Here is an 18,824-nt window from a genome sequence, read left to right on the forward strand (position 1 = left end):
ATAGTATTGTTTTAAATTATTATGATGCAAAGAGAACTGTTTAATCTAGGTATAGCTAGGGATTCCCTTGCATTCCCTAGAACTTTGGGAATATTGAGTCTAAACCGTAACTTGCGGAGTATAACAGTGAATTTAGGTTAAGTTACCCTATGGGTTACCCTGTAAAACTGAACCTTTGTAGAGTGCTGTAAACAAGATGTTTAAAGATATTGAGGAAGAACCTTCTTCTCCGCTTAAAGCAAAGCTCGATTTTCAGTAGAAAATCGAGCTTTTGTATTTTAGAAACATCAAGAATTACCGGTTCTTGTAAGTGGATAGAACACAAAAGCCCAGAGATCGCTTGAGCCTGACAAGGCTTGATTGTCACGAGCGTGTGAAACTAGCATCACGCAAGTATTACTTTCTTCTCCACAATGAAAACCCGCAACAAGAGTTGCGGGTTTTGTGTTTAACACGATTACTTGTTCAACACTAGTGTTTAATGACGCAATTGAACGCCAGAGTCATATAACGATCTAAAGTGTTGCGTTCTATAAAAAATTCAACAGCAAGATTGAAATAAGGTCATTCCTTCTCCCAAAAACCCTCGATTTCCTCCAGCGTTTTGCCTTTAGTCTCTGGTAGGAATTTGTAGGTCACAAAAACGATGATGAGAATAAACAGAATAAACAAGAAATAAGGCAGTGAACCGTTCCAGAAGCTGCCATTATTGACCTCGCTACCCATAACAATAGGAAAGGATTGAGACACCGCATAGTTGGCGGCCCATTGCGCGGCAACGGCGACCGACATCGCAACGCTGCGAATATTATTAGGGAACATCTCTGACAACACCACCCAAACCACTGGTCCCATTGACAATGCAAAAGAACCTATAAATACGAGAACACCAATCAAGGAAACTAATCCTACAGCTTGTTGTTGCAAACTAACACCTAACATTAAGAAACCAGCAATCATCCCAAAGGAACCAATATAGATCAGCGGTTTTCTACCCAATTTATCTACTGTAAACATGGCGATAAACGTGAATACTAGATTGACAAATGCTAGCAATATTTGCTGCGCCAGCACATCATCTTTACCAAAACCTAAGGCCTTTTCAAAAATATCAGCGCCGTAATATAATACTGCATTTATCCCTGTAAATTGTTGGAGTACAGACAGTACCGTTCCTATGGCGATGATCCCTAAGATTCCAGCAGACCAGTAATTTATTTTTTCTTTTTTGGTCGATTTATTGATTGATTTTTTGATCTCTTGTAATTCTACAACTGCTAACTCGCTGGGATGGATTTTTTCAAGAATTTGCAATGCATCGTCGTCGTCACCTTTTAGAGTAAGCCATCGCGGGCTTTTTGGTATAAAGAATAACAGGACAAGAAACAACAAACTAGGAATCAACTCTGACCAAAACATGCGTCGCCAGCCTATCGCGATGTTTTCCAGCTCAGATAAGTTTTGCCCGATAAAGTAGGTCGCTAGAAATACTACAAAAAAGCCTATTACAATCGCCAGCTGATAATAAGTTACCATGCGGCCTCGTATGTTTCCAGGTGCAATTTCTGCGATGTACATGGGTGCGTTCATCGATGCGATCCCTATTCCCAATCCACCGATGATTCTAAAAACTACCAGCATTGAGACTGTTTGCGGTAAAAATTCTGGCAACCCAGACCCTAGCGCCGATACTGAAAACAAAATTGCAGACACTATCAGCGATATTTTTCTGCCGTATCGCGTGCTCATAGGTCCGGCGATCACAGCACCTGCAAAACAGCCCAACAAGGCACTGCCCACTACCCAACCTTTCATGGTGTCGCTTAACTCAAAGAATTTGCTCAAGAAAAATTGCGCACCATTGATGACGCCTGTATCATAGCCAAATAAAAAGCCACCTATAGCGGTGACCGCAGCGATAAATAATAAATAGGATTTGTTGGACATGGCTAGTATGGTTTGTTTTAGTTACGCTTTCGCGAAAGCGTAAATCTAATCATCTATTGCTTTATCCTTAGCACACCAGAGCTGGTCTGGTAAACATCGCCTGTCTCCAGACCAGCAGTGGTGGCTGCTGCATCTGTATCTGCTATAGGTAGATTTGAAAAGTTGATTTCAGTTGCTTTGATCTTGCCTTCAACAACAAGTTTTTCATCGATTGCGGCAGTTCCTGTATTGATCCCGACATTACCTCGATCATCAATACGCATTCTTAATCTATTATTTACTGTGCCATCTAGAGAGGTATGAAAATCAATCCTGCCAGGCATGTCACCTGCACCGGTTAGATTATTTGCCATGGAACCCATGCGTATAGCTGCAGCATTTCTATAACTACTACCATCATAACCTTGGGCTTCCATATTATAAAAATTGAAATTAGACTTTCCAGAAACTGGTAAAGGATTTGCTTGCGTGCCAGCGGCACTTCTTATGTGAAATGTGGTAATGTTAGAACCGTAAGAATGAGCATCAAAGTCTGCATCACCACTAAAATTATCATCACCGTGAATCTCAAGTGCCTCGCTAGGCGTGGCAGTTCCTATACCAACATTACCATTTTTTAAAATTGTAAGTGCATTGTTTCTAGTGGTCACCTCACCTACTCTAAAACCATTACCTACGGTAAATAGCCTATCATTCCCTTCATAGGTGGTCGTCGATGTTGGCGTATAATTTGAATTGTAATTTCCTAGTACAGTCTCCACATATGATTTAGCGATCAATCCATTTCCTATCGTGGTTGCATTAACACCACTAGCATTATTAAATGATCCTATGGCTAGTGCATTATTTCCAGAGGCAACATTCGTAAATCCTTGAGCAAAAGAGTATTCTCCAATGGCATCATTCAAACGTCCTTGAGTAAACGATCCTATACCACTGCTTTCATTGGTATTTCCCATGGCAACCGCATTGTCTGCAGCTGCATCATTTGCAATTCCAATGGCAAAAGAATGCTCACCACTTGCTGTATTGGCGCGTCCCATGATCGTGGAATATCTACCAGAGGCTTCACCCAAGTAGCCAAAAGCAGTACTTGACTCACCGCTAGCGAGCGTGCTGCGACCCAATGCAAGCGCATAAGTTCCAGTAGCTCTGGTCAAGCGCCCCATGGCTACAGAACTAGTGCCGCTGGCTGTAGGATTTAAACCAAAGGCAATACTGGTTGTTCCCACATTTACTGCGTCAAAAGTGTCTCCTGTTGCTTGTCCGGCTCTAAAAGCTGCCTTTGACTTATCAAAAAAGAAACGCTTATCATCATCTGTGGTAGAAGTATCGTTGTCTAATTGATCTGACCCAAAAGCAAAATCATCATTCTTTAAGCTGGTAGTATTGTGAACCACACCAGACTGGCTTATAAACTCATTTGACTCTGCAAAAATGAGCTGTATCCATTGTGTACCATCATAATACCAAAACCCAGAAGGATCTTCAGTCTGATAAACTAATAAACCGGTAGCTGGTGTGCTTATCGCTTCACGTTGGGTTTCAGTCATTCTTGGCGCAAGCAATCCTTGACTATCAGATGAGATATCCAGAATAGCAGATGCATCAGGATTAGTCGTGTTGATACCTACTTGAGAGAATGCACAGTGAGAAATCAATAGTGCCACTAATATTAGAAAACGCATGTATCTTGAAGTTAGAAACAACTAATCTACTCTGCAAATGATCAGTAATTGATATTTGTCTTCAATAAATCTTTAATAATCCGATGAAAAACCGATAGTTGATAATTGTTAATTAAAATCGACACCAATGCCTTTGTTAATCAAGGTTTTGCTTGGATTTCATTTATCATATGTTAATCACTTAATGTTAATTTTAAAAACTATTACGCTTTCGCGAAAGCAAAACCAAACTAATATCCTGCGCCTATAAAAACGCTAATCTTAGAATTAAGAATAGAATAACCATCGGAATATCGCTAGCCAAAGTCTAGGTAGTACTTTTATAAAAAGTAAGTTTTTTTATCCAAAACTATATGACCAACAAAGCCGTGTATATCACCACCATAGAATCCAATAGTGGAAAATCCATTGTCTCGCTAGGATTGATGAAATTATTACTGAGTAAGACTGCTAAGGTTGGTTACTTCAGGCCTATCATAGATGATCTGGCTGCTGGCGCGTCTGATAATCATATACAGACTATTGTGAGCCATTTTAATCTTGATCTGGAATTCACCGAAACCTATGCCTACCAACGTAGTGAGGTCATGCGTCTCAAAAACCAAAATCGTGAAGACAAAATAATCACGCGCATCATCGAGAAATATAAGGCGATTGAGGAGCGTTTTGACTATGTCCTTATTGAAGGAACAAGCTTTACCGGTGAAGGCGCGCTTATTGAATTTGACGTCAATTTACTGATTGCAAAAAATCTAGGGGTACCAGCCATTATTCTTGCGAGTGCCACTGGAAAAACGACCGAAGAATTGGTCGGTGCCTTGCAACTGGCCTACGACTCGTTTCATGATAAAGGTGTTGAAGTGCTGTCTCTTATTGCCAATAAGGTGCAAGCAAATGACGCGGATGACGTTATTAAAAAGCTCAAGTATCATTTACCCAATGACGTCATCATCAATGCCATACCGCTCAACCCTATTCTGGCCAATCCGTCGATCAAGGAAATCGTTGAGGCGCTTGATGCCACGGTACTTTTTGGCAAGGATTACCTCAATAATCAGGCTGGATATTTTAGTGTTGGTGCAATGCAGTTACGCAACTATTTGACGCATCTTAAAGAAAATGGCTTGGTCATCACGCCAGGCGATCGAGCAGACATTATACTGGGTGCTTTACAGGCAAATATTTCGGCAAATTACCCTGCAATCTCAGGAATTGTATTGACTGGTGGTCTGCGACCTGAGGAATCTATCATCAAACTCATAGAAGGACTGGTAGATGTTGTCCCGATACTATCCGTGCAAGGCGGCACCTATGCAGTGACCAATCATATAGGTGACATAAAATCACAGATATATGCAGAGAATACGCAGAAAATCACAACGTCCATATCAGACTTTGAGCAGCATGTCAATGTAGATGCGTTGCTGGAGCGGTTGATCACCTTTAAGACAGATGCCATAACGCCGCGTATGTTTCAATACAACCTGCTTAAGAAGGCAACGGCGCACAAAAAACACATCGTCCTGCCAGAAGGTATGGATGAGCGCATCTTGCGCGCTACCAAGCAGCTTACCGATATTAATGCTGTAGACATCACGCTACTGGGTGATAAAAAACAGATCGCCGACAAGGTGGCACTGATGGATCTACAGCTGGATCTCAGTAAGATATCTATTATCGATCCTGTGAAGAGCGATGATTTTGAAGCTTTCGCGAAAGCGTTATACGAACTAAGAAAGCACAAAAATGTAAACCTTGCAATGGCACGAGATCTCATGGAAGATGTCTCTTACTACGGCACCATGATGGTATTTCAAGGAAAAGCAGACGGCATGGTATCGGGTGCGGTTCACACCACGCAACATACCATAAGGCCTGCCTTGCAATTCATCAAGACGCGACCTGGCGCCAGCATCGTTTCATCGGTATTTTTTATGTGTCTTGAAGATCGCGTGTCCGTTTATGGTGACTGTGCCATCAATCCTAATCCTACTGCATCACAACTTGCGGAAATCGCCATATCGAGTGCTGCGACTAGTAGAGCTTTTGACATTGATCCAAAAATCGCCATGCTTTCATACTCTTCTGGATCATCAGGCGTGGGCGAAGATGTAGAGCGTGTACGCGAGGCAACCCAGTTGGTAAAACAACAAGCACCAGACCTTAAGGTCGAAGGACCAATCCAATACGACGCTGCGGTTGATTTGAAAGTAGGAAAAGCCAAAATGCCTGAAAGCGAGGTCGCAGGACAGGCAAACGTGTTTATTTTCCCTGATTTAAATACTGGAAACAATACCTACAAAGCGGTGCAACGCGAGACAAAAGCTCTTGCCATAGGTCCAATTATTCAAGGATTGAACAAGCCAGTCAATGACCTAAGTCGTGGATGTACAGTAGATGATATTTTTAATACCGTGATTGTGACATCCATTCAAGCACAGGACGATTCCTTTTAATTCCTACTCATGAAAATTCTCGTACTCAACGCTGGTAGCTCATCGATAAAGTTTCAATTACTGGATATGACAGATACAACAGTTATCGCCAGTGGAATAGTAGAACGCATTGGGCAAACTGATGCGATCACTTCTTTTGAAATAGGAAAGAATGAGCATCGCTCAGTTATGGCTATTGCAAATCATAAAGAAGCTTTACAACAGGTGGTTCATCTTTTATTGGATCCTGAAAAAGGCGTGGTAGGTAATGTGGACGACATCACAGCGGTAGGTCATCGTGTCGTTCATGGCGGCAATGAGTTTACTGACACAACATTAATTGATGAAAACGTAAAACATAAAATCGGCGAATTTGCCTCACTGGCACCGCTTCATAATCCACATAATCTGGAAGGTATTGAGGTGGCGACATCGCTCTTTCCCAACGCAAGACAAGTAGCGGTTTTTGACACGGCATTTCATCAAACGATTCCTGTAAAAGCAAGCAAGTACGCATTGCCAAGTGAGTTGTTTGATGAACATCATATTCAGCTATATGGTTTTCATGGTACGAGCCATAAATATGTATCTCAACAAGCCATTGATTACCTCAAGTTGAAAAAATCAAAAATTATCTCGATTCATTTAGGTAATGGTTGCAGCATGACGGCCATTGAGAATGGAAAGAGTATTGATCATAGTCTAGGTTTTGCGCCATCTAATGGTTTGATTATGGGCTCACGTAGTGGCGATATTGATCATGCTATTATCTTTCATCTGGTCAACAAACTAGGGTATCAGTTGGAAGATGTGGAGCGAATGATCAGCAAAGAAAGTGGTATGCTAGGATTAACAGGTTTCAGTGATTTGCGTGAGATCCAGCAGGCCGCGAGCGATGGCGATAAAAATTGCCAACTAGCCTTAGAAATGAATGCCTACCGCATCAAGAAATACATAGGATCTTACACTGCTGCCATGAATGGGGTTGATGTAATCATTTTCACTGCAGGAATCGGTGAGAATTCAAGCTTGCTGCGAGCGATGGTTTGTGCAGATATGAATTATTTGGGAATCTCAATGGATGCAAAAGCCAATAAGCAGCGATCTGATGAGCTTTTTGAGATTCAAAGTGGTATTTCTCAAGTCAAGATTCTCGTTATTCCAACCAATGAGGAATTGGAAATTGCAAATCAAGTAAAGACTTTATTAGAGCAATAATATTCTTTGAATCTAAAATTTATTTTTTTGACGCCTACAAGTGTGCATCGATTGAAACTACTTAAGAAATTGTGACCAAATATTTATATTGCTTGAAATAACAAAACTTCAACTTTTGAAACTCAAATACAGTCGAGTAGCCTTTTTCACATTTGTCTACCTCATCACCTTTCTTTGGTCAAACGCTCAATCCTTTAGCGGCACCATTTTTTCTGAAAGGAACATTATTGCAAAGAATGATCAGGTAAATATCGATTCGATTCAAAATTCAAGGCTGGGCAGTTATTCACAATATAAGATCACAGATGGCTATTATAAATCAACTTATCTTGATCAGGATACAATCCCTACATATTCTTATACCTTTTTCAAAGAGGATTTCAAAATGTATGACGATCAATCCAACCGCGATTTCATCACTTATAGAGATGCGAGAGAATCAATATCATCACCCAAGCTCAAAATCTACAGAGATAGCGTCAAACAAATACTAGGATATAATTGCTATAAAATTGTGAAGTACTATGATAAGTTCACAGTGACCAGTTATGTAGCACCTTCCTTGAGTGTGTCCTTTAAATCATTTAAAGGACATAAGCTATCTGGCTGGTACACTACCTTAAAGAAGACTCAAGGCGCGATGGTTCTACAAAGCACAACAGAATATGAAGATTACATAGAGACAAGTACTGCAACTCAAGTGATTGAACAGCAATTATCTAAAAGAGATTTTACTCTACCTGACGATAAGCCTATCGCCCACAAATTTGAGCAGGTAAGTGAAAGTCCGGAACTATTACCAATTACAGAAGCGCAAAAATGGTTGTATCTCAAATTATTAGAGAAGAGCAAAGCGCAATTGAAATCAGGTGAATCTTACAAATCCGTGGTAAGCATCATGATTGATAACAGTGGTGATGTAGTGGACATGAATAAAATTGAGCTGGGCAAACCAGCACTGGACGACCTAGCTGTCGAGATCATGAAAAAATGTAAGTTTAAATTTAAACCTGCAGTGAAAGATGGTGCACCAGTCAATTACTTCTCTTATTTTCCAATAACGTTTAGTTCTAGTAATTTTTCGAATAATTAGTTTGCCGCAATATTTAATGAGCTAAAAGTTGACAGGCCTAATGCTAGATCTTAAAAAGACGCTATTAAGGTTTCTTTACACGTTAAAGCATGTTAATCAAAAGATAGATACGGCATATACATCCTATCTTGAAAATAAAAATCATGAAAGCACAAGAAGGAAAATCAGAAAAAGAAGTACGCAAGGCATCTATTGAAAAGAAAATGGCTCACGATGCTGAAGCCAAAGAAGAACTCAAAAAAGGTTCTGGTGGTTATGGCTCTCGTGATTACAAAAATAATGCTGAGGAAGAATAGTTACCTTATCTGCAAAACATCAAATCCCAACGTATGACGTTGGGATTTTTGTTTATCCAGCATTTTCAAAGGCTTGTAACGCTTGCTGATAATGATTCTCTAATTGTTCAAGTGTTATATAACCTCTCGCGATAGGCGCAGCACTATTTTCTTGTAAAAGAAATACGGTAGGAAATCCAGTGACTTGTAATTGAGAGCTGATAGCAAAGTCTTGTTTCGCCTTTTCTAGGTACTTATCGTCAGTCATTTTTTGTTCAAACTCCTTGGCATCAATGCCAACGACTTCTGCTAACTCTACATAGGTCTGCGTTTCTAACGGCTTTTTGCCATGATAGTAAATGGCCTTTTGTATATCTGACGCAAAGGACAGTTGCTGTTCCGGTTTGTATTCTCTAAAAATTGTCATCGCAATGGCTGCTGGTAAACTGGTGAAAATTGCACTGCCATCAGCTAGCGTACCATCTAGAAAATCTTTACCAAATTTTACTCCAGATCGTTGCTCTACATCCTTGTATGCAGTAGAGATGTAAGCCGCGACCTCACCTATGGGTCCTACTCGATCGCCCGTGATCATGCCACCAGAAATGACCTCGCATTCAAGACCTTTATCTTTCACAAACTGCTCAATTACAGGTGAGAAACCGTAGCACCAACCGCATAGGGCGTCATATATGTATAGTAATTTCATGTGTTTGTGTGTTATATTTTTAGCTCAGTTTTTCCTAGTTGGCTTTGAAATTAAACCATCTATAGATAAGATTAAAGGCATTAGATATAACAAATAAGTATTACCTGCTTGTACCTGTGCTCTGGTATTTTATTTCTTTAATTAGAATGAGTTTCAGTCTGCTATGAGGAAAGGTTTTAGTTATACCGCACTTTGGTCCTGTAAGATCCTTTGCCTTCTGATAGGCACTTATATTCTCAAGCTTGATTTGATAAGCACTTTACATATAAAAAAATACTTATGCCTTGTTTCCTTTGCTTGCTCACTATCTCGCTTTCGCGAAAGCGTAATTATTAAAACATCGCTCAACATGAGCAACTGACTACTATTCTTGAGCCTTAATGCAAAGATCAACTCGTAATGCTTACCCTACTTAAAAGATTCATTAAAGGCTACTTATCCCAATACTTATGGAAGAATTCCTCTTGATAGGTTTTGGAGAGTTTGAGTCGATGATCCTTGATTTGAATCATGCCTTTCTCAATCTTCTCAATGCCATCAGGATTGACGGCAATACTGCGATTGATGCGTGCCAGTCTATTTTCAGGAAACATTTCTATCAAGGCCTGTAGCGATGATCGTACAACGACGGTCTCATCAATTAAGTGCAACTCTACATAGACATGATCTGCCTGGACATAGCACAAATGAGCTAAATCTATTTGATACACACTCGAACCTATCGTGAATGAGAAAAGCGTTGACTCATCGCTCTCGTTGGCAAAATAGATATCAATATTTGCCGTGAGTGTTGCCTGGTCTATCGGTTTTGCTAAATAGCCAATGGGTTTAACCTGCTTTAATTTACTCAATGTCGCAGGATCTGTGTAACTGGTAAGAAAAATAAATGGGATATGATAATTCTTCTTAATCGTTGCGGCGAGGTCAATGCCGTTTTTCTCATCAGATAAATTGACGTCCAACAACACTAGGTCTACTTTATTTTCTTCTAATGTCTCTAGGGCTTCCTCATAATCAATAGCGATCATGACATCAGTATAACCATGCTTGCGCAGCATTTTCTCTATACCATTGGCAATCATCACCTCATCCTCTACTATCAAAATACTCTTCATCACCTAAAACTTTTTTTCTTGAGACGTATCACAAAAGAGGATTGTTCTCGCTGCACTTTTCCCTTCAATTGTCTAGCCATACTGCGCACTATAAATAGTCCTAGATGATCTTCTGACTGTTTCTCCAAAAACTCGACACCATTATCGCGGTAAGTCAATACCACGTACTCCTCAAAATCTGTGACGGTGACATGGATCTTGAGTTTATTGTCAATGGGCTGGGCGTGTTTTAAAGAATTGGTTATAAGCTCATTCATAATGATGCCTAAAGGTAAGGCAGTTTGAGCATTGACTTCAAAATCCTCAAAATCCGTACTGGACTGTACTTTCTTATTGCTCATTTGCAATAAGGCATCTATCATGTCGTCTAGATAGGATTTTATTTTAACGGTATCACCAGAGGCAACATCAGTACGATGAATCAACCGCTCGTGAACGATGGACATGGCTTGTATCCTATTGTTCAATCCTGTTAAGTTGCGTGTTGTCTCTTGTTGGGTTGCCTCATCGATCTGGAAACCAATCAGGCTCTGAATGAAGGCAAGATTATTTTTAACGCGGTGATTGACTTCTTTAAGCAAAAAATCCTTGCGCTTAATTGTTTTAGAGAGGTCGAGATTGATAGCAGATATACTATCATTTTGTTCCTTTATTTTATTGTTCTTGCGATAAATCCAGAAAAGAAACAATCCTGTAAGCAATAAGAATATAATTAAGAAACCCAACAGCAGCAACAAACGATTAAAAGATCGATCTCTATCGTCTAATTGTTCCTGTAGTTTTTGATTCCGTAACACGGTTTCTTCTACCGCAAATTGATATTCTAATTCTTTAGTTCTAATGTCACGCGCGCGCTGTTTGTACTCGTCATCGCTTAACTTATAGAGCTTATAACTCTCTAAAGCCTGTTGCTGCATTCCTAATTGTTCCTCGATCTCACTCTGCTGTTTATAAACAGATGACATCACATAACTTTGACCAAAAGTGTATTCCTTATTAATGGAATCATTGTATGTGCGAGCCATCTCAACCTGATCATCCATCATGTATGAAGATGCCAATAGATAGTACATATTTCTTATTCCTTGCTCGTCTCCATGTCGTTTATATTCTTGTAAGCTTTTTGTAAAATATTCACGCATCTTCTGTACGGAATCTGATGGTGTTATAAGTCCTAATACCAATAAGGAGGTTGCGGTAACATTCTTGTAGTCAAACTGCTTTCCATAATTAAACGCTCCCATGGCCAGACGACGTGCCTCATTATGTCGGTCATTGACTCGATACCAGGATGCTGATCGGTATAGAAACTCACCATAATCTTCATTTCTATCCAACTCGCCGTTTTCATAGATACGTTCAACACGATTGAGATCTTTTTTACTTAGAACCATCTCCTCTTGAATCTCATACACTAGTGCTCGTTGAAGCAACACCTTAACCTGTTGTTCAGGCTCGATGGTCGATTTTTCTAATAGCTCAATCGAGAGTAAAATGGCCTCATCATAAAGCGCGACATCGACCAGCAATTTTAGCTTTAGGATTTTGAGATCTGTTTTGGCTAGCTGGAATGATTTATCCTGCAATAATGCATTGATACTATCAATGGCTATACTTCTATCAATGGTTAGAGACAAACTATCTATTACCTTGACTTGAGAAATCAGTGGATCTTCTGGTAATATGGCTGTTTTATCTTGACCTATTGCTTTAAAGCAAGACCACAATAGCAAAAAACTCAAAATCGTAGGAAAGACTTTCATCAATTCCAAATATAAGCCCAACTAGCATAAGTAATTAGTATGATTTAAAATGGGAAAAGATCACTCACGTTGTAAGAAATCAAGTAATTAAATACTTCAACAACGTTTGAATACGCTTTTAAGAACAAAAAACCATAGGTTAAGAACATATAAGTTATAGCACTCCTTATTTGCTTTACATTTATACCTCAATAAAGATTTAACTGAAAAGAGTTGAAGATTTTTGAAAATTCATTGCAGAGATGACATTTTCATTTTTAGGGTAGTAATAGTACGTAAGGGACCTTTAACGAGGTGTATTATTACAACATTTTTAGGGGTCTAGCATGCTAGACCCTTTTTTATGCCATAAAAAAAAGACCGCTCGATGGCGGTCTTTTTATTTATAATATAAATATCCTATTGAAGATCCTCTAGTTTCTTAACGGTGCTCAAACTGTTTTCAACTTGTTTCCATTGATTTTCAAGAATTGGAACAACTTCTGCCAGCAAGGTTTCTGATTTAAGGATTTCCTTGTATTCATCTACGCTAGCTTTTTCACCTCTAATACATTCCTCAAGGATGCTTTCCTCATTATCGCTTGAAAATGCTGCCTTGATATCCATCCATGATCTATGCAAATCGCCTGCAGTTGATCCTGTAGTTGATGGCTCTTCATTGAGTTGATGTAATTGTTGATGAAGCTCGGTAGCAAAATGGCTACGTTGTGCAGCGCGTTGTTTGAAATATTCTTTCAATCGATCATTATCTACTTTCTCAATGGCATGTTTGAAGCCTTTCTCGGCATCATAGCTTTTTTCTAGAAGCTCATTCAATTTTGATACGGTCGTATCGTGAATCAATTCATGTGCTTCTTCTCTTGTCGTTTTCATGTTTTTCTTTTCAAGATACTAGTAGATGAGCTGTTGAATTACCAATACTATTGTAATTCACAGCGGTTTAACATCGACTACTTTTAAAACGAATTAATTGGATTAATTCCTAATTGAATGTAGGAATATTTCCCAATAGCGTTTAAATTTGCACATGCCCTTATCAGAAAATCAGATATACTCTATTGTTGATGTAGAAACCACCGGCAAAGGTTTAGGCGGCAATCGCATTACAGAGATTTGCATCGTGCGCATGCAAGGAAATCGAGAGGTAGATAAATTTATCAGCCTAGTAAATCCAGACCAGCCTATTCCTAGCTATATCACACATTTAACTGGCATAGACGACCATACCGTCGCTGACGCACCTTTTTTTGAAGACATCGCAAGCCAAATACTAAATTTTCTATCAGATGCCATATTTGTCGCGCACAACGTGGGATTTGACTACAATGTAATTCGCAATGAATTCAAACGGTTGAATATAGAATGGAGCAGTAAAAGATTGTGTACTGTTCGGCTTTCGCGAAAGCTAATACCCAACCTTCCATCCTACAGTCTAGGAAGATTGTGCTCCTCATTGTCAATACCGCTAGATAATCGTCACCGCGCTGAAGGTGATACAGATGCCACAGTAATCCTGTTCCAACGACTGTTATCTCTTGATGAAGACGAGGACGTCATGGAATCATTTCTCAACGCACGCAGCAAGGAAAGCACCTTGCCACCTAACGTGCCCAAAGAGCAATTTGCAGCATTGCCATCATCGCCAGGAATTTATTTATTCAAGGATAAAGCCAATAAAGTGATTTATGTAGGTAAGGCTATTAATATCAAGAAACGAGTTCTCTCACATTTTTACACTAAAAAGAGTAAGTCCTATCTCATGGGACAAGAGATATATAATATTGATTATGAAGTAACGGGTAATGAACTCGTTGCGTTGCTACTCGAGGCCGACATGATACGCCACTACTATCCTAAGTTTAACAGCGCACAGAAAAAATCTCGTAAGACCTACCAAATCATTAGCTACAAAAACCAGCGTGGTGTCATACAACTGGCTATCGCTGTATCAAAATCCTTTGACTACAGTGTGATTACTTTCTACAATCGCGCACAAGCGGTAGAAAAGCTAGAGCAGTTATGTGAAGATTTCAACCTATGTCCCAGATATTGTTCCTTGCAAATGACTACTGGTCGTTGCACGCACTACAAATTACGTAATTGTGAAGGCATCTGTGATCACGAGGAAACAGTAGAGCATTACAATGTTAAAGTAGAAAAGGCTATTGAATCACTACACGAGGACAAGCCTACTTATATTATCAAGGAAAATGGCCGTAGCAAGGACGAGAATTGTTTTGTGCTTGTAAATGAAGGTAGGTATCAAGGCTACGGCTATGTCGCTAATGATATTGCAGTAAGCAGCGTGGATGTTTGTGAGACATATATTGAGCGCAAACAAACCAATTATCACACCAATCAAATACTCAATAGCTACATACGCAAGAAAGATCTTGCGGTCCCTAGAGTGGCGTGATGGGTGAAGAGATACAGGTTCTCTAGGTCTTCAACTTTTTCTTTCTAGCCGCTGGGAATAGAATGTTATTTAAAATCAACCGGTAACCTGGTGAGTTAGGGTGCAAACTCAATTCCGTAGGTGGATCTCCTACTCTGTGTTGATAATCTTCTGGATCATGGCCACCATAAAAAGTAAAGAATCCTTTACCGCGAATACCGTGAACGTATCGAGCTTCTCTATTGCTTTTATTTTCTCCTAGAACCAATACATTTTTCTTGACTTGATTGCGATCATAGCTGGTTGTTTGACCCATGAATCCTTTTACTAGACTGGTATGATTTTGATTGAGCATGGTTGGTATAGGATCCCATTTGGCACTAAAATCCATAAGGGAAAAATAATCCAGCTCCTTTTTGATCCTACGCTTACGTGTCATATCGATCGAGCTAAACTCATAGGTCATAGGCGAGCGTTCCAGTAAGAAGTCTGTAAAGGCAAACGTGCGTGTGTAATCAATCTTATTCTGGTAATCTGCTTGAGAAGGATCGCCGTCAAACATAGGTTCTGCTATATCAACACCTTCGGCAGCAAGAGCTATGTCAAAACTATCGGTTGCACTGCACATGGCAAACATGAAACCACCACCGATGACGTAATCACGTATCTTAAGAGCAACAGCTAGTTTTTCTTCGCTTACCTTGTTGTAACCTAGCTCGGCAGCCAGATTTTCTGCATTTTGCTTTTCCTCTATATACCATGGCGCTGCGCGGTACATACGGTAAAACTTACCATATTGACCTGTAAAATCCTCATGATGCAGGTGTAGCCAGTCATATAATAACAATTCATCAGCTAGCACTTCCTTATCATAGATCTTTTCGTATGGAATTTCTGCATATGTGAGCACCATCGTTACTGCGTCATCCCATGGAGATTTTCCTGATGGTGTGTAAACCGCAATTTTTGGAGCCTTTTCCAGCAATACTTCTTGCATATTTTGTGATGGGCTAGCGATAAGATCCAATAAGCTGCTCACTTCACTTTCAGATTTTGGCTCATAGCTTACTCCACGTATCACTAATTCTTTTTGAAATTCTGGAGTGTCTGAAATAAGGAAGGAACCACCGCGATAGTTGAGAAGCCACTTTACCTTAGTTCCTTTTTCTAGAATCCAATAGGAAATCCCATAAGCCTTGAGGTGATCCTTCTGGGTTTCTGCATCCATTGGGATCAATAGATATTGTGCACTCATGCTACCTGCACCACACAAGGAGATTAGCAAAAACAAAAAGCTGCGAAATAGGTTTCTCATATACGTGTACGATAAAATGGAGCCTGTGACCCTAAAGATACTTTAGGATTACAACTTTTGTACCGTTATAGGAACAGGTAGATCTAGAAGTCCAACCCATCATCTTCCATGTCGTCCGGTGCGCCAAAGGCTTCACCTGGAGTTGGGAATGCTGGTGCATCTGGTTTAAAAGTATCGTCGTTTGCTGCACTGTTCATCTTACTACCAAATTCATCTGGAGTCGTAAAGAATGTATCCATATTATCAAACTTACCATACTTACCAATAAACTTGAGACGTATGTTGTCAGTGGCTCCATTACGGTGTTTAGCAACAATAAAATCTGCTTGATCCTTAGTTGGTGATCCATCGTCATCATCCCATTCATCAAGACCGTAATATTCTGGTCTATAAATAAAGGAAACAATATCTGCATCTTGCTCAATCGCTCCAGATTCACGCAGGTCACTCAATAATGGTCGTTTGCTACCACCACGAGTCTCTACAGCACGAGATAATTGCGAAAGCGCTATTACTGGAACTTCTAGTTCCTTGGCAAGTGCTTTGAGGTTACGCGAGATGGTAGAAATTTCTTGCTCACGATTACCACCTTTATTACCAGTTTGTGCCGTCATGAGCTGCAAGTAATCAATCATGATCAATTTGATGCCGTGTTGGGAAGCTAGACGACGACATTTGGCTCGCAAGTCAAATATGGATAACGATGGTGTATCATCAATAAAAATAGGAGCACGCTCTAGATCCTTTACCTTAACGTTGAGCTGTTCCCATTCATAGGGTTCTAGTTTTCCCGTACGTAATTTGTCCGATGGTAGTCCAGTTTCAGAAGAGATCAAACGCGTAATCAATTGTACACTACTCATCTCAAGAGAGAAAAAGGCAACAGGAATGTTACTTCCTACAGCAATATTACGTGCCATGGATAATGTAAATGCGGTTTTACCCATACCAGGACGAGCTGCAACGATTATCAAATCACTAGGCTGCCAGCCGCTGGTAAGTCTGTCTAGATCTGTAAATCCTGTTGGAATACCACTCAATCCATCACGATTGGCAATTTCCTCAATGCGTTGTTTTGCTTGACGCACGAGATCCATGGCAGTCTCTGTACTCTTGCGTATGTTTCCTTGGGTTACTTCATAGAGCTTAGTTTCTGCCTTATCAAGCAGGTCAAAAACATCGGTAGATTCTTCATAAGAATCATTGATAATTTCAGTCGATAGTTTGATCAAACTGCGTTGGATAAACTTTTGCAAGATGATTCTCGCATGGTACTCGATGTGAGCGGTTGAGCTTACCAATTGGGATAATTGTACCAGATAATGATCACCGCCAACGCTCTCTAATTTACCATCCTTGCGCAATTGTGCCGAAACGGTTAATAAGTCCACTGGACTACCGCTTTTGAACAAAATATCTATCGCATCAAAAATCGATTGATGTGCCTTGTGATAAAAAGCACCTGGAGTAAGTAAGTCGATCACCTCATCAACACCTTTACCATCAATCATCAACGCGCCTATCACAACACGCTCTAGATCAACTGCTTGAGGTGGTATCTTACCTTTCTCAAGAGGAATGACGGGACTATTTGTTTTGATTGATATGCCTTGTTCTTTAACTTTTTCCATAGGATTCAAAAGTAATGGGAATAGATCATTTATTAAGATTTCCTTATCATGAGACGATCAACAATCGTGCTCTTTTTAATGTTCATAATATGTTGAAAGCGTCACCTAAAAAATTCATTACTTGAGCTATCACTATAGCAGAATCAAATCAGTTTTCAGATTAGCCAGCTAATTCTGTTCACTTCTTTTTACCATAAAAAAATCCTCGCTATGCGAGGATTTTTTTCAACTGATTAATCAGTTTTTTATCCTTTAAAAACACCCATTTTAGAATACTTGTCCATACGTTGTTTTACCAACTCTTTGGGTGACAAATCTTTTAGTTCATCGTGTAATCTATGGATACATTTTGCTACGGATACAAAAATCTCTTCACGATTCTTGTGCGCACCACCTTCTGGCTCGTCAAGAATCTCATCAACTAGTTTCAGCTTTTTCATGTCCTTACCAGTAAGCTTGAGAGCATCTGCAGCGGTTTCCTTGTGTTCCCAGCTTCTCCATAGAATGGAAGAGCAAGACTCTGGTGAGATTACACTATACCATGTATTTTCCAGCATCACCACCCTATCGCCTACACCTATTCCCAATGCACCACCACTGGCACCTTCACCTATGATCATCACGATGATAGGCACTTTAAGGCGTGTCATTTCTAGGATATTGCGAGCAATCGCCTCACCTTGACCGCGCTCTTCAGCCTCTAACCCAGGAAACGCACCTGGCGTATCAATTAAGGTAACGACCGGCACGCCAAATTTCTCTGCGCTCTTCATAAGACGCAGCGCCTTGCGGTAACCTTCAGGATTTGACATCCCAAAGTTGCGGTACTGACGTGTCTTTGTATTAAAACCCTTTTGCTGACCTATAAACATGTAGGTTTGATCACCTATTTTTCCCAGACCGCCTATCATCGCCTTATCGTCCGCAACGTTGCGGTCACCGTGCAATTCTAGCCATGTTTCGCCACATATGTTCTTGATATAATCCAGCGTGTAGGGACGATCTGGATGCCTTGACATTTGCACACGCTGCCATGGCGTCAAGTTAGAATATATGTTCTTGCGCGTCGCTTTGAGCTTTTTCTCTAATTGTTTGATGGTTGCAGACACATTTACATCGCTGTCTTCACCAATCAATAACGTTTGCTGGTACTTGTCTTCCAGCTCCTTGATGGGTAGTTCAAAATCTAGGTATTCCATAAAATTTGTTCCAATTGGGGAAACAAATATAACAAAACATC

Annotated in this window: 14 protein-coding genes; 5 read left to right on the top strand and 9 right to left on the bottom strand. The window is 40.0% G+C overall.

All coding sequences use genetic code 11. From position 1 onward, the window contains the following. Window positions 1–564: 564 nt before the first annotated feature. On the bottom strand, window positions 565–1,947 hold the full coding sequence (locus EJ995_RS11750) for a sugar porter family MFS transporter (RefSeq protein WP_126448584.1): 1,383 nt from the start codon (window positions 1,945–1,947) through the stop codon (window positions 565–567). 53 nt (window positions 1,948–2,000) lie between these two features. Then, window positions 2,001–3,635: a hypothetical protein gene (locus tag EJ995_RS11755; RefSeq protein WP_126448585.1), complete on the bottom strand. Its 1,635-nt coding sequence runs from the start codon at window positions 3,633–3,635 to the stop codon at window positions 2,001–2,003. 353 nt (window positions 3,636–3,988) lie between these two features. Between EJ995_RS11755 and pta the strand changes: the two genes are divergently transcribed. The 4 genes from pta (at window position 3,989) to EJ995_RS13175 (ending at window position 8,677) form a co-directional block, all read left to right on the top strand. Further along, window positions 3,989–6,091, top strand: coding sequence for a phosphate acetyltransferase (gene pta / locus EJ995_RS11760; protein ID WP_126448586.1), 2,103 nt, complete (start codon window positions 3,989–3,991; stop codon window positions 6,089–6,091). A 9-nt stretch (window positions 6,092–6,100) separates the two neighbouring features. Beyond that, window positions 6,101–7,288 carry an acetate/propionate family kinase gene (locus tag EJ995_RS11765; protein ID WP_126448587.1) on the top strand — a complete coding sequence of 396 codons (1,188 nt, stop codon included), beginning with the start codon at window positions 6,101–6,103 and terminating at the stop codon, window positions 7,286–7,288. Window positions 7,289–7,403: 115 nt separating this feature from the next. Further along, window positions 7,404–8,381: an energy transducer TonB gene (locus tag EJ995_RS11770; RefSeq protein ID WP_126448588.1), complete on the top strand. Its 978-nt coding sequence runs from the start codon at window positions 7,404–7,406 to the stop codon at window positions 8,379–8,381. A gap of 143 nt (window positions 8,382–8,524) precedes the next feature. Next, window positions 8,525–8,677 carry a hypothetical protein gene (locus EJ995_RS13175; RefSeq protein WP_164549915.1) on the top strand — a complete coding sequence of 51 codons (153 nt, stop codon included), beginning with the start codon at window positions 8,525–8,527 and terminating at the stop codon, window positions 8,675–8,677. A gap of 52 nt (window positions 8,678–8,729) precedes the next feature. Here EJ995_RS13175 and EJ995_RS11775 read toward each other — a convergent pair whose 3' ends face one another. The 4 genes from EJ995_RS11775 to EJ995_RS11790 form a co-directional block, all read right to left on the bottom strand. Beyond that, entirely contained in the window at window positions 8,730–9,365 is a 636-nt protein-coding gene (locus EJ995_RS11775; RefSeq protein WP_126448589.1) for a DsbA family protein, read from the bottom strand. A 431-nt stretch (window positions 9,366–9,796) separates the two neighbouring features. Continuing rightward, window positions 9,797–10,480: a response regulator gene (locus EJ995_RS11780; protein ID WP_126448590.1), complete on the bottom strand. Its 684-nt coding sequence runs from the start codon at window positions 10,478–10,480 to the stop codon at window positions 9,797–9,799. Continuing rightward, window positions 10,480–12,243 carry a sensor histidine kinase gene (locus tag EJ995_RS11785; protein ID WP_126448591.1) on the bottom strand — a complete coding sequence of 588 codons (1,764 nt, stop codon included), beginning with the start codon at window positions 12,241–12,243 and terminating at the stop codon, window positions 10,480–10,482. Before EJ995_RS11785 ends, EJ995_RS11780 begins: the two co-directional genes overlap by 1 nt. A gap of 399 nt (window positions 12,244–12,642) precedes the next feature. Beyond that, window positions 12,643–13,116 (bottom strand): ferritin-like domain-containing protein, encoded by a 474-nt coding sequence (locus EJ995_RS11790; protein WP_126448592.1) that lies wholly within the window; start codon window positions 13,114–13,116, stop codon window positions 12,643–12,645. A 154-nt stretch (window positions 13,117–13,270) separates the two neighbouring features. Between EJ995_RS11790 and EJ995_RS11795 the strand changes: the two genes are divergently transcribed. Beyond that, window positions 13,271–14,659 carry an exonuclease domain-containing protein gene (locus EJ995_RS11795; protein ID WP_126448593.1) on the top strand — a complete coding sequence of 463 codons (1,389 nt, stop codon included), beginning with the start codon at window positions 13,271–13,273 and terminating at the stop codon, window positions 14,657–14,659. A gap of 22 nt (window positions 14,660–14,681) precedes the next feature. Here the strand turns inward: EJ995_RS11795 and EJ995_RS11800 are convergent, their stop codons facing one another. From EJ995_RS11800 to EJ995_RS11810, 3 genes are all read right to left on the bottom strand, one after another. Beyond that, window positions 14,682–15,893: an asparagine synthetase B gene (locus tag EJ995_RS11800; RefSeq protein ID WP_126448945.1), complete on the bottom strand. Its 1,212-nt coding sequence runs from the start codon at window positions 15,891–15,893 to the stop codon at window positions 14,682–14,684. A gap of 143 nt (window positions 15,894–16,036) precedes the next feature. Beyond that, window positions 16,037–17,584 carry a replicative DNA helicase gene (dnaB, locus tag EJ995_RS11805; protein ID WP_126448594.1) on the bottom strand — a complete coding sequence of 516 codons (1,548 nt, stop codon included), beginning with the start codon at window positions 17,582–17,584 and terminating at the stop codon, window positions 16,037–16,039. A 245-nt stretch (window positions 17,585–17,829) separates the two neighbouring features. Continuing rightward, on the bottom strand, window positions 17,830–18,783 hold the full coding sequence (locus tag EJ995_RS11810; protein ID WP_126448595.1) for an acetyl-CoA carboxylase carboxyltransferase subunit alpha: 954 nt from the start codon (window positions 18,781–18,783) through the stop codon (window positions 17,830–17,832). Between the last annotated feature and the right edge of the window lie 41 nt (window positions 18,784–18,824).

Origin of the sequence: Nonlabens ponticola, from assembly GCF_003966335.1 — a bacterium.
GTDB lineage: Bacteria > Bacteroidota > Bacteroidia > Flavobacteriales > Flavobacteriaceae > Nonlabens > Nonlabens ponticola.

Bases quoted from the DNA above. Each gene is read 5' to 3' on its own strand.
- EJ995_RS11750 (WP_126448584.1), bottom strand. From the start codon at position 1,947: ATGTCCAACAAATCCTATTTATTATTTATCGCTGCGGTCACCGCTATA.
- EJ995_RS11755 (WP_126448585.1), bottom strand. From the start codon at position 3,635: ATGCGTTTTCTAATATTAGTGGCACTATTGATTTCTCACTGTGCATTC.
- pta (WP_126448586.1), top strand. From the start codon at position 3,989: ATGACCAACAAAGCCGTGTATATCACCACCATAGAATCCAATAGTGGA.
- EJ995_RS11765 (WP_126448587.1), top strand. From the start codon at position 6,101: ATGAAAATTCTCGTACTCAACGCTGGTAGCTCATCGATAAAGTTTCAA.
- EJ995_RS13175 (WP_164549915.1), top strand. From the start codon at position 8,525: ATGAAAGCACAAGAAGGAAAATCAGAAAAAGAAGTACGCAAGGCATCT.
- EJ995_RS11775 (WP_126448589.1), bottom strand. From the start codon at position 9,365: ATGAAATTACTATACATATATGACGCCCTATGCGGTTGGTGCTACGGT.
- EJ995_RS11780 (WP_126448590.1), bottom strand. From the start codon at position 10,480: ATGAAGAGTATTTTGATAGTAGAGGATGAGGTGATGATTGCCAATGGT.
- EJ995_RS11785 (WP_126448591.1), bottom strand. From the start codon at position 12,243: ATGAAAGTCTTTCCTACGATTTTGAGTTTTTTGCTATTGTGGTCTTGC.
- EJ995_RS11790 (WP_126448592.1), bottom strand. From the start codon at position 13,116: ATGAAAACGACAAGAGAAGAAGCACATGAATTGATTCACGATACGACC.
- EJ995_RS11795 (WP_126448593.1), top strand. From the start codon at position 13,271: ATGCCCTTATCAGAAAATCAGATATACTCTATTGTTGATGTAGAAACC.
- EJ995_RS11800 (WP_126448945.1), bottom strand. From the start codon at position 15,893: ATGAGTGCACAATATCTATTGATCCCAATGGATGCAGAAACCCAGAAG.
- dnaB (WP_126448594.1), bottom strand. From the start codon at position 17,584: ATGGAAAAAGTTAAAGAACAAGGCATATCAATCAAAACAAATAGTCCC.
- EJ995_RS11810 (WP_126448595.1), bottom strand. From the start codon at position 18,783: ATGGAATACCTAGATTTTGAACTACCCATCAAGGAGCTGGAAGACAAG.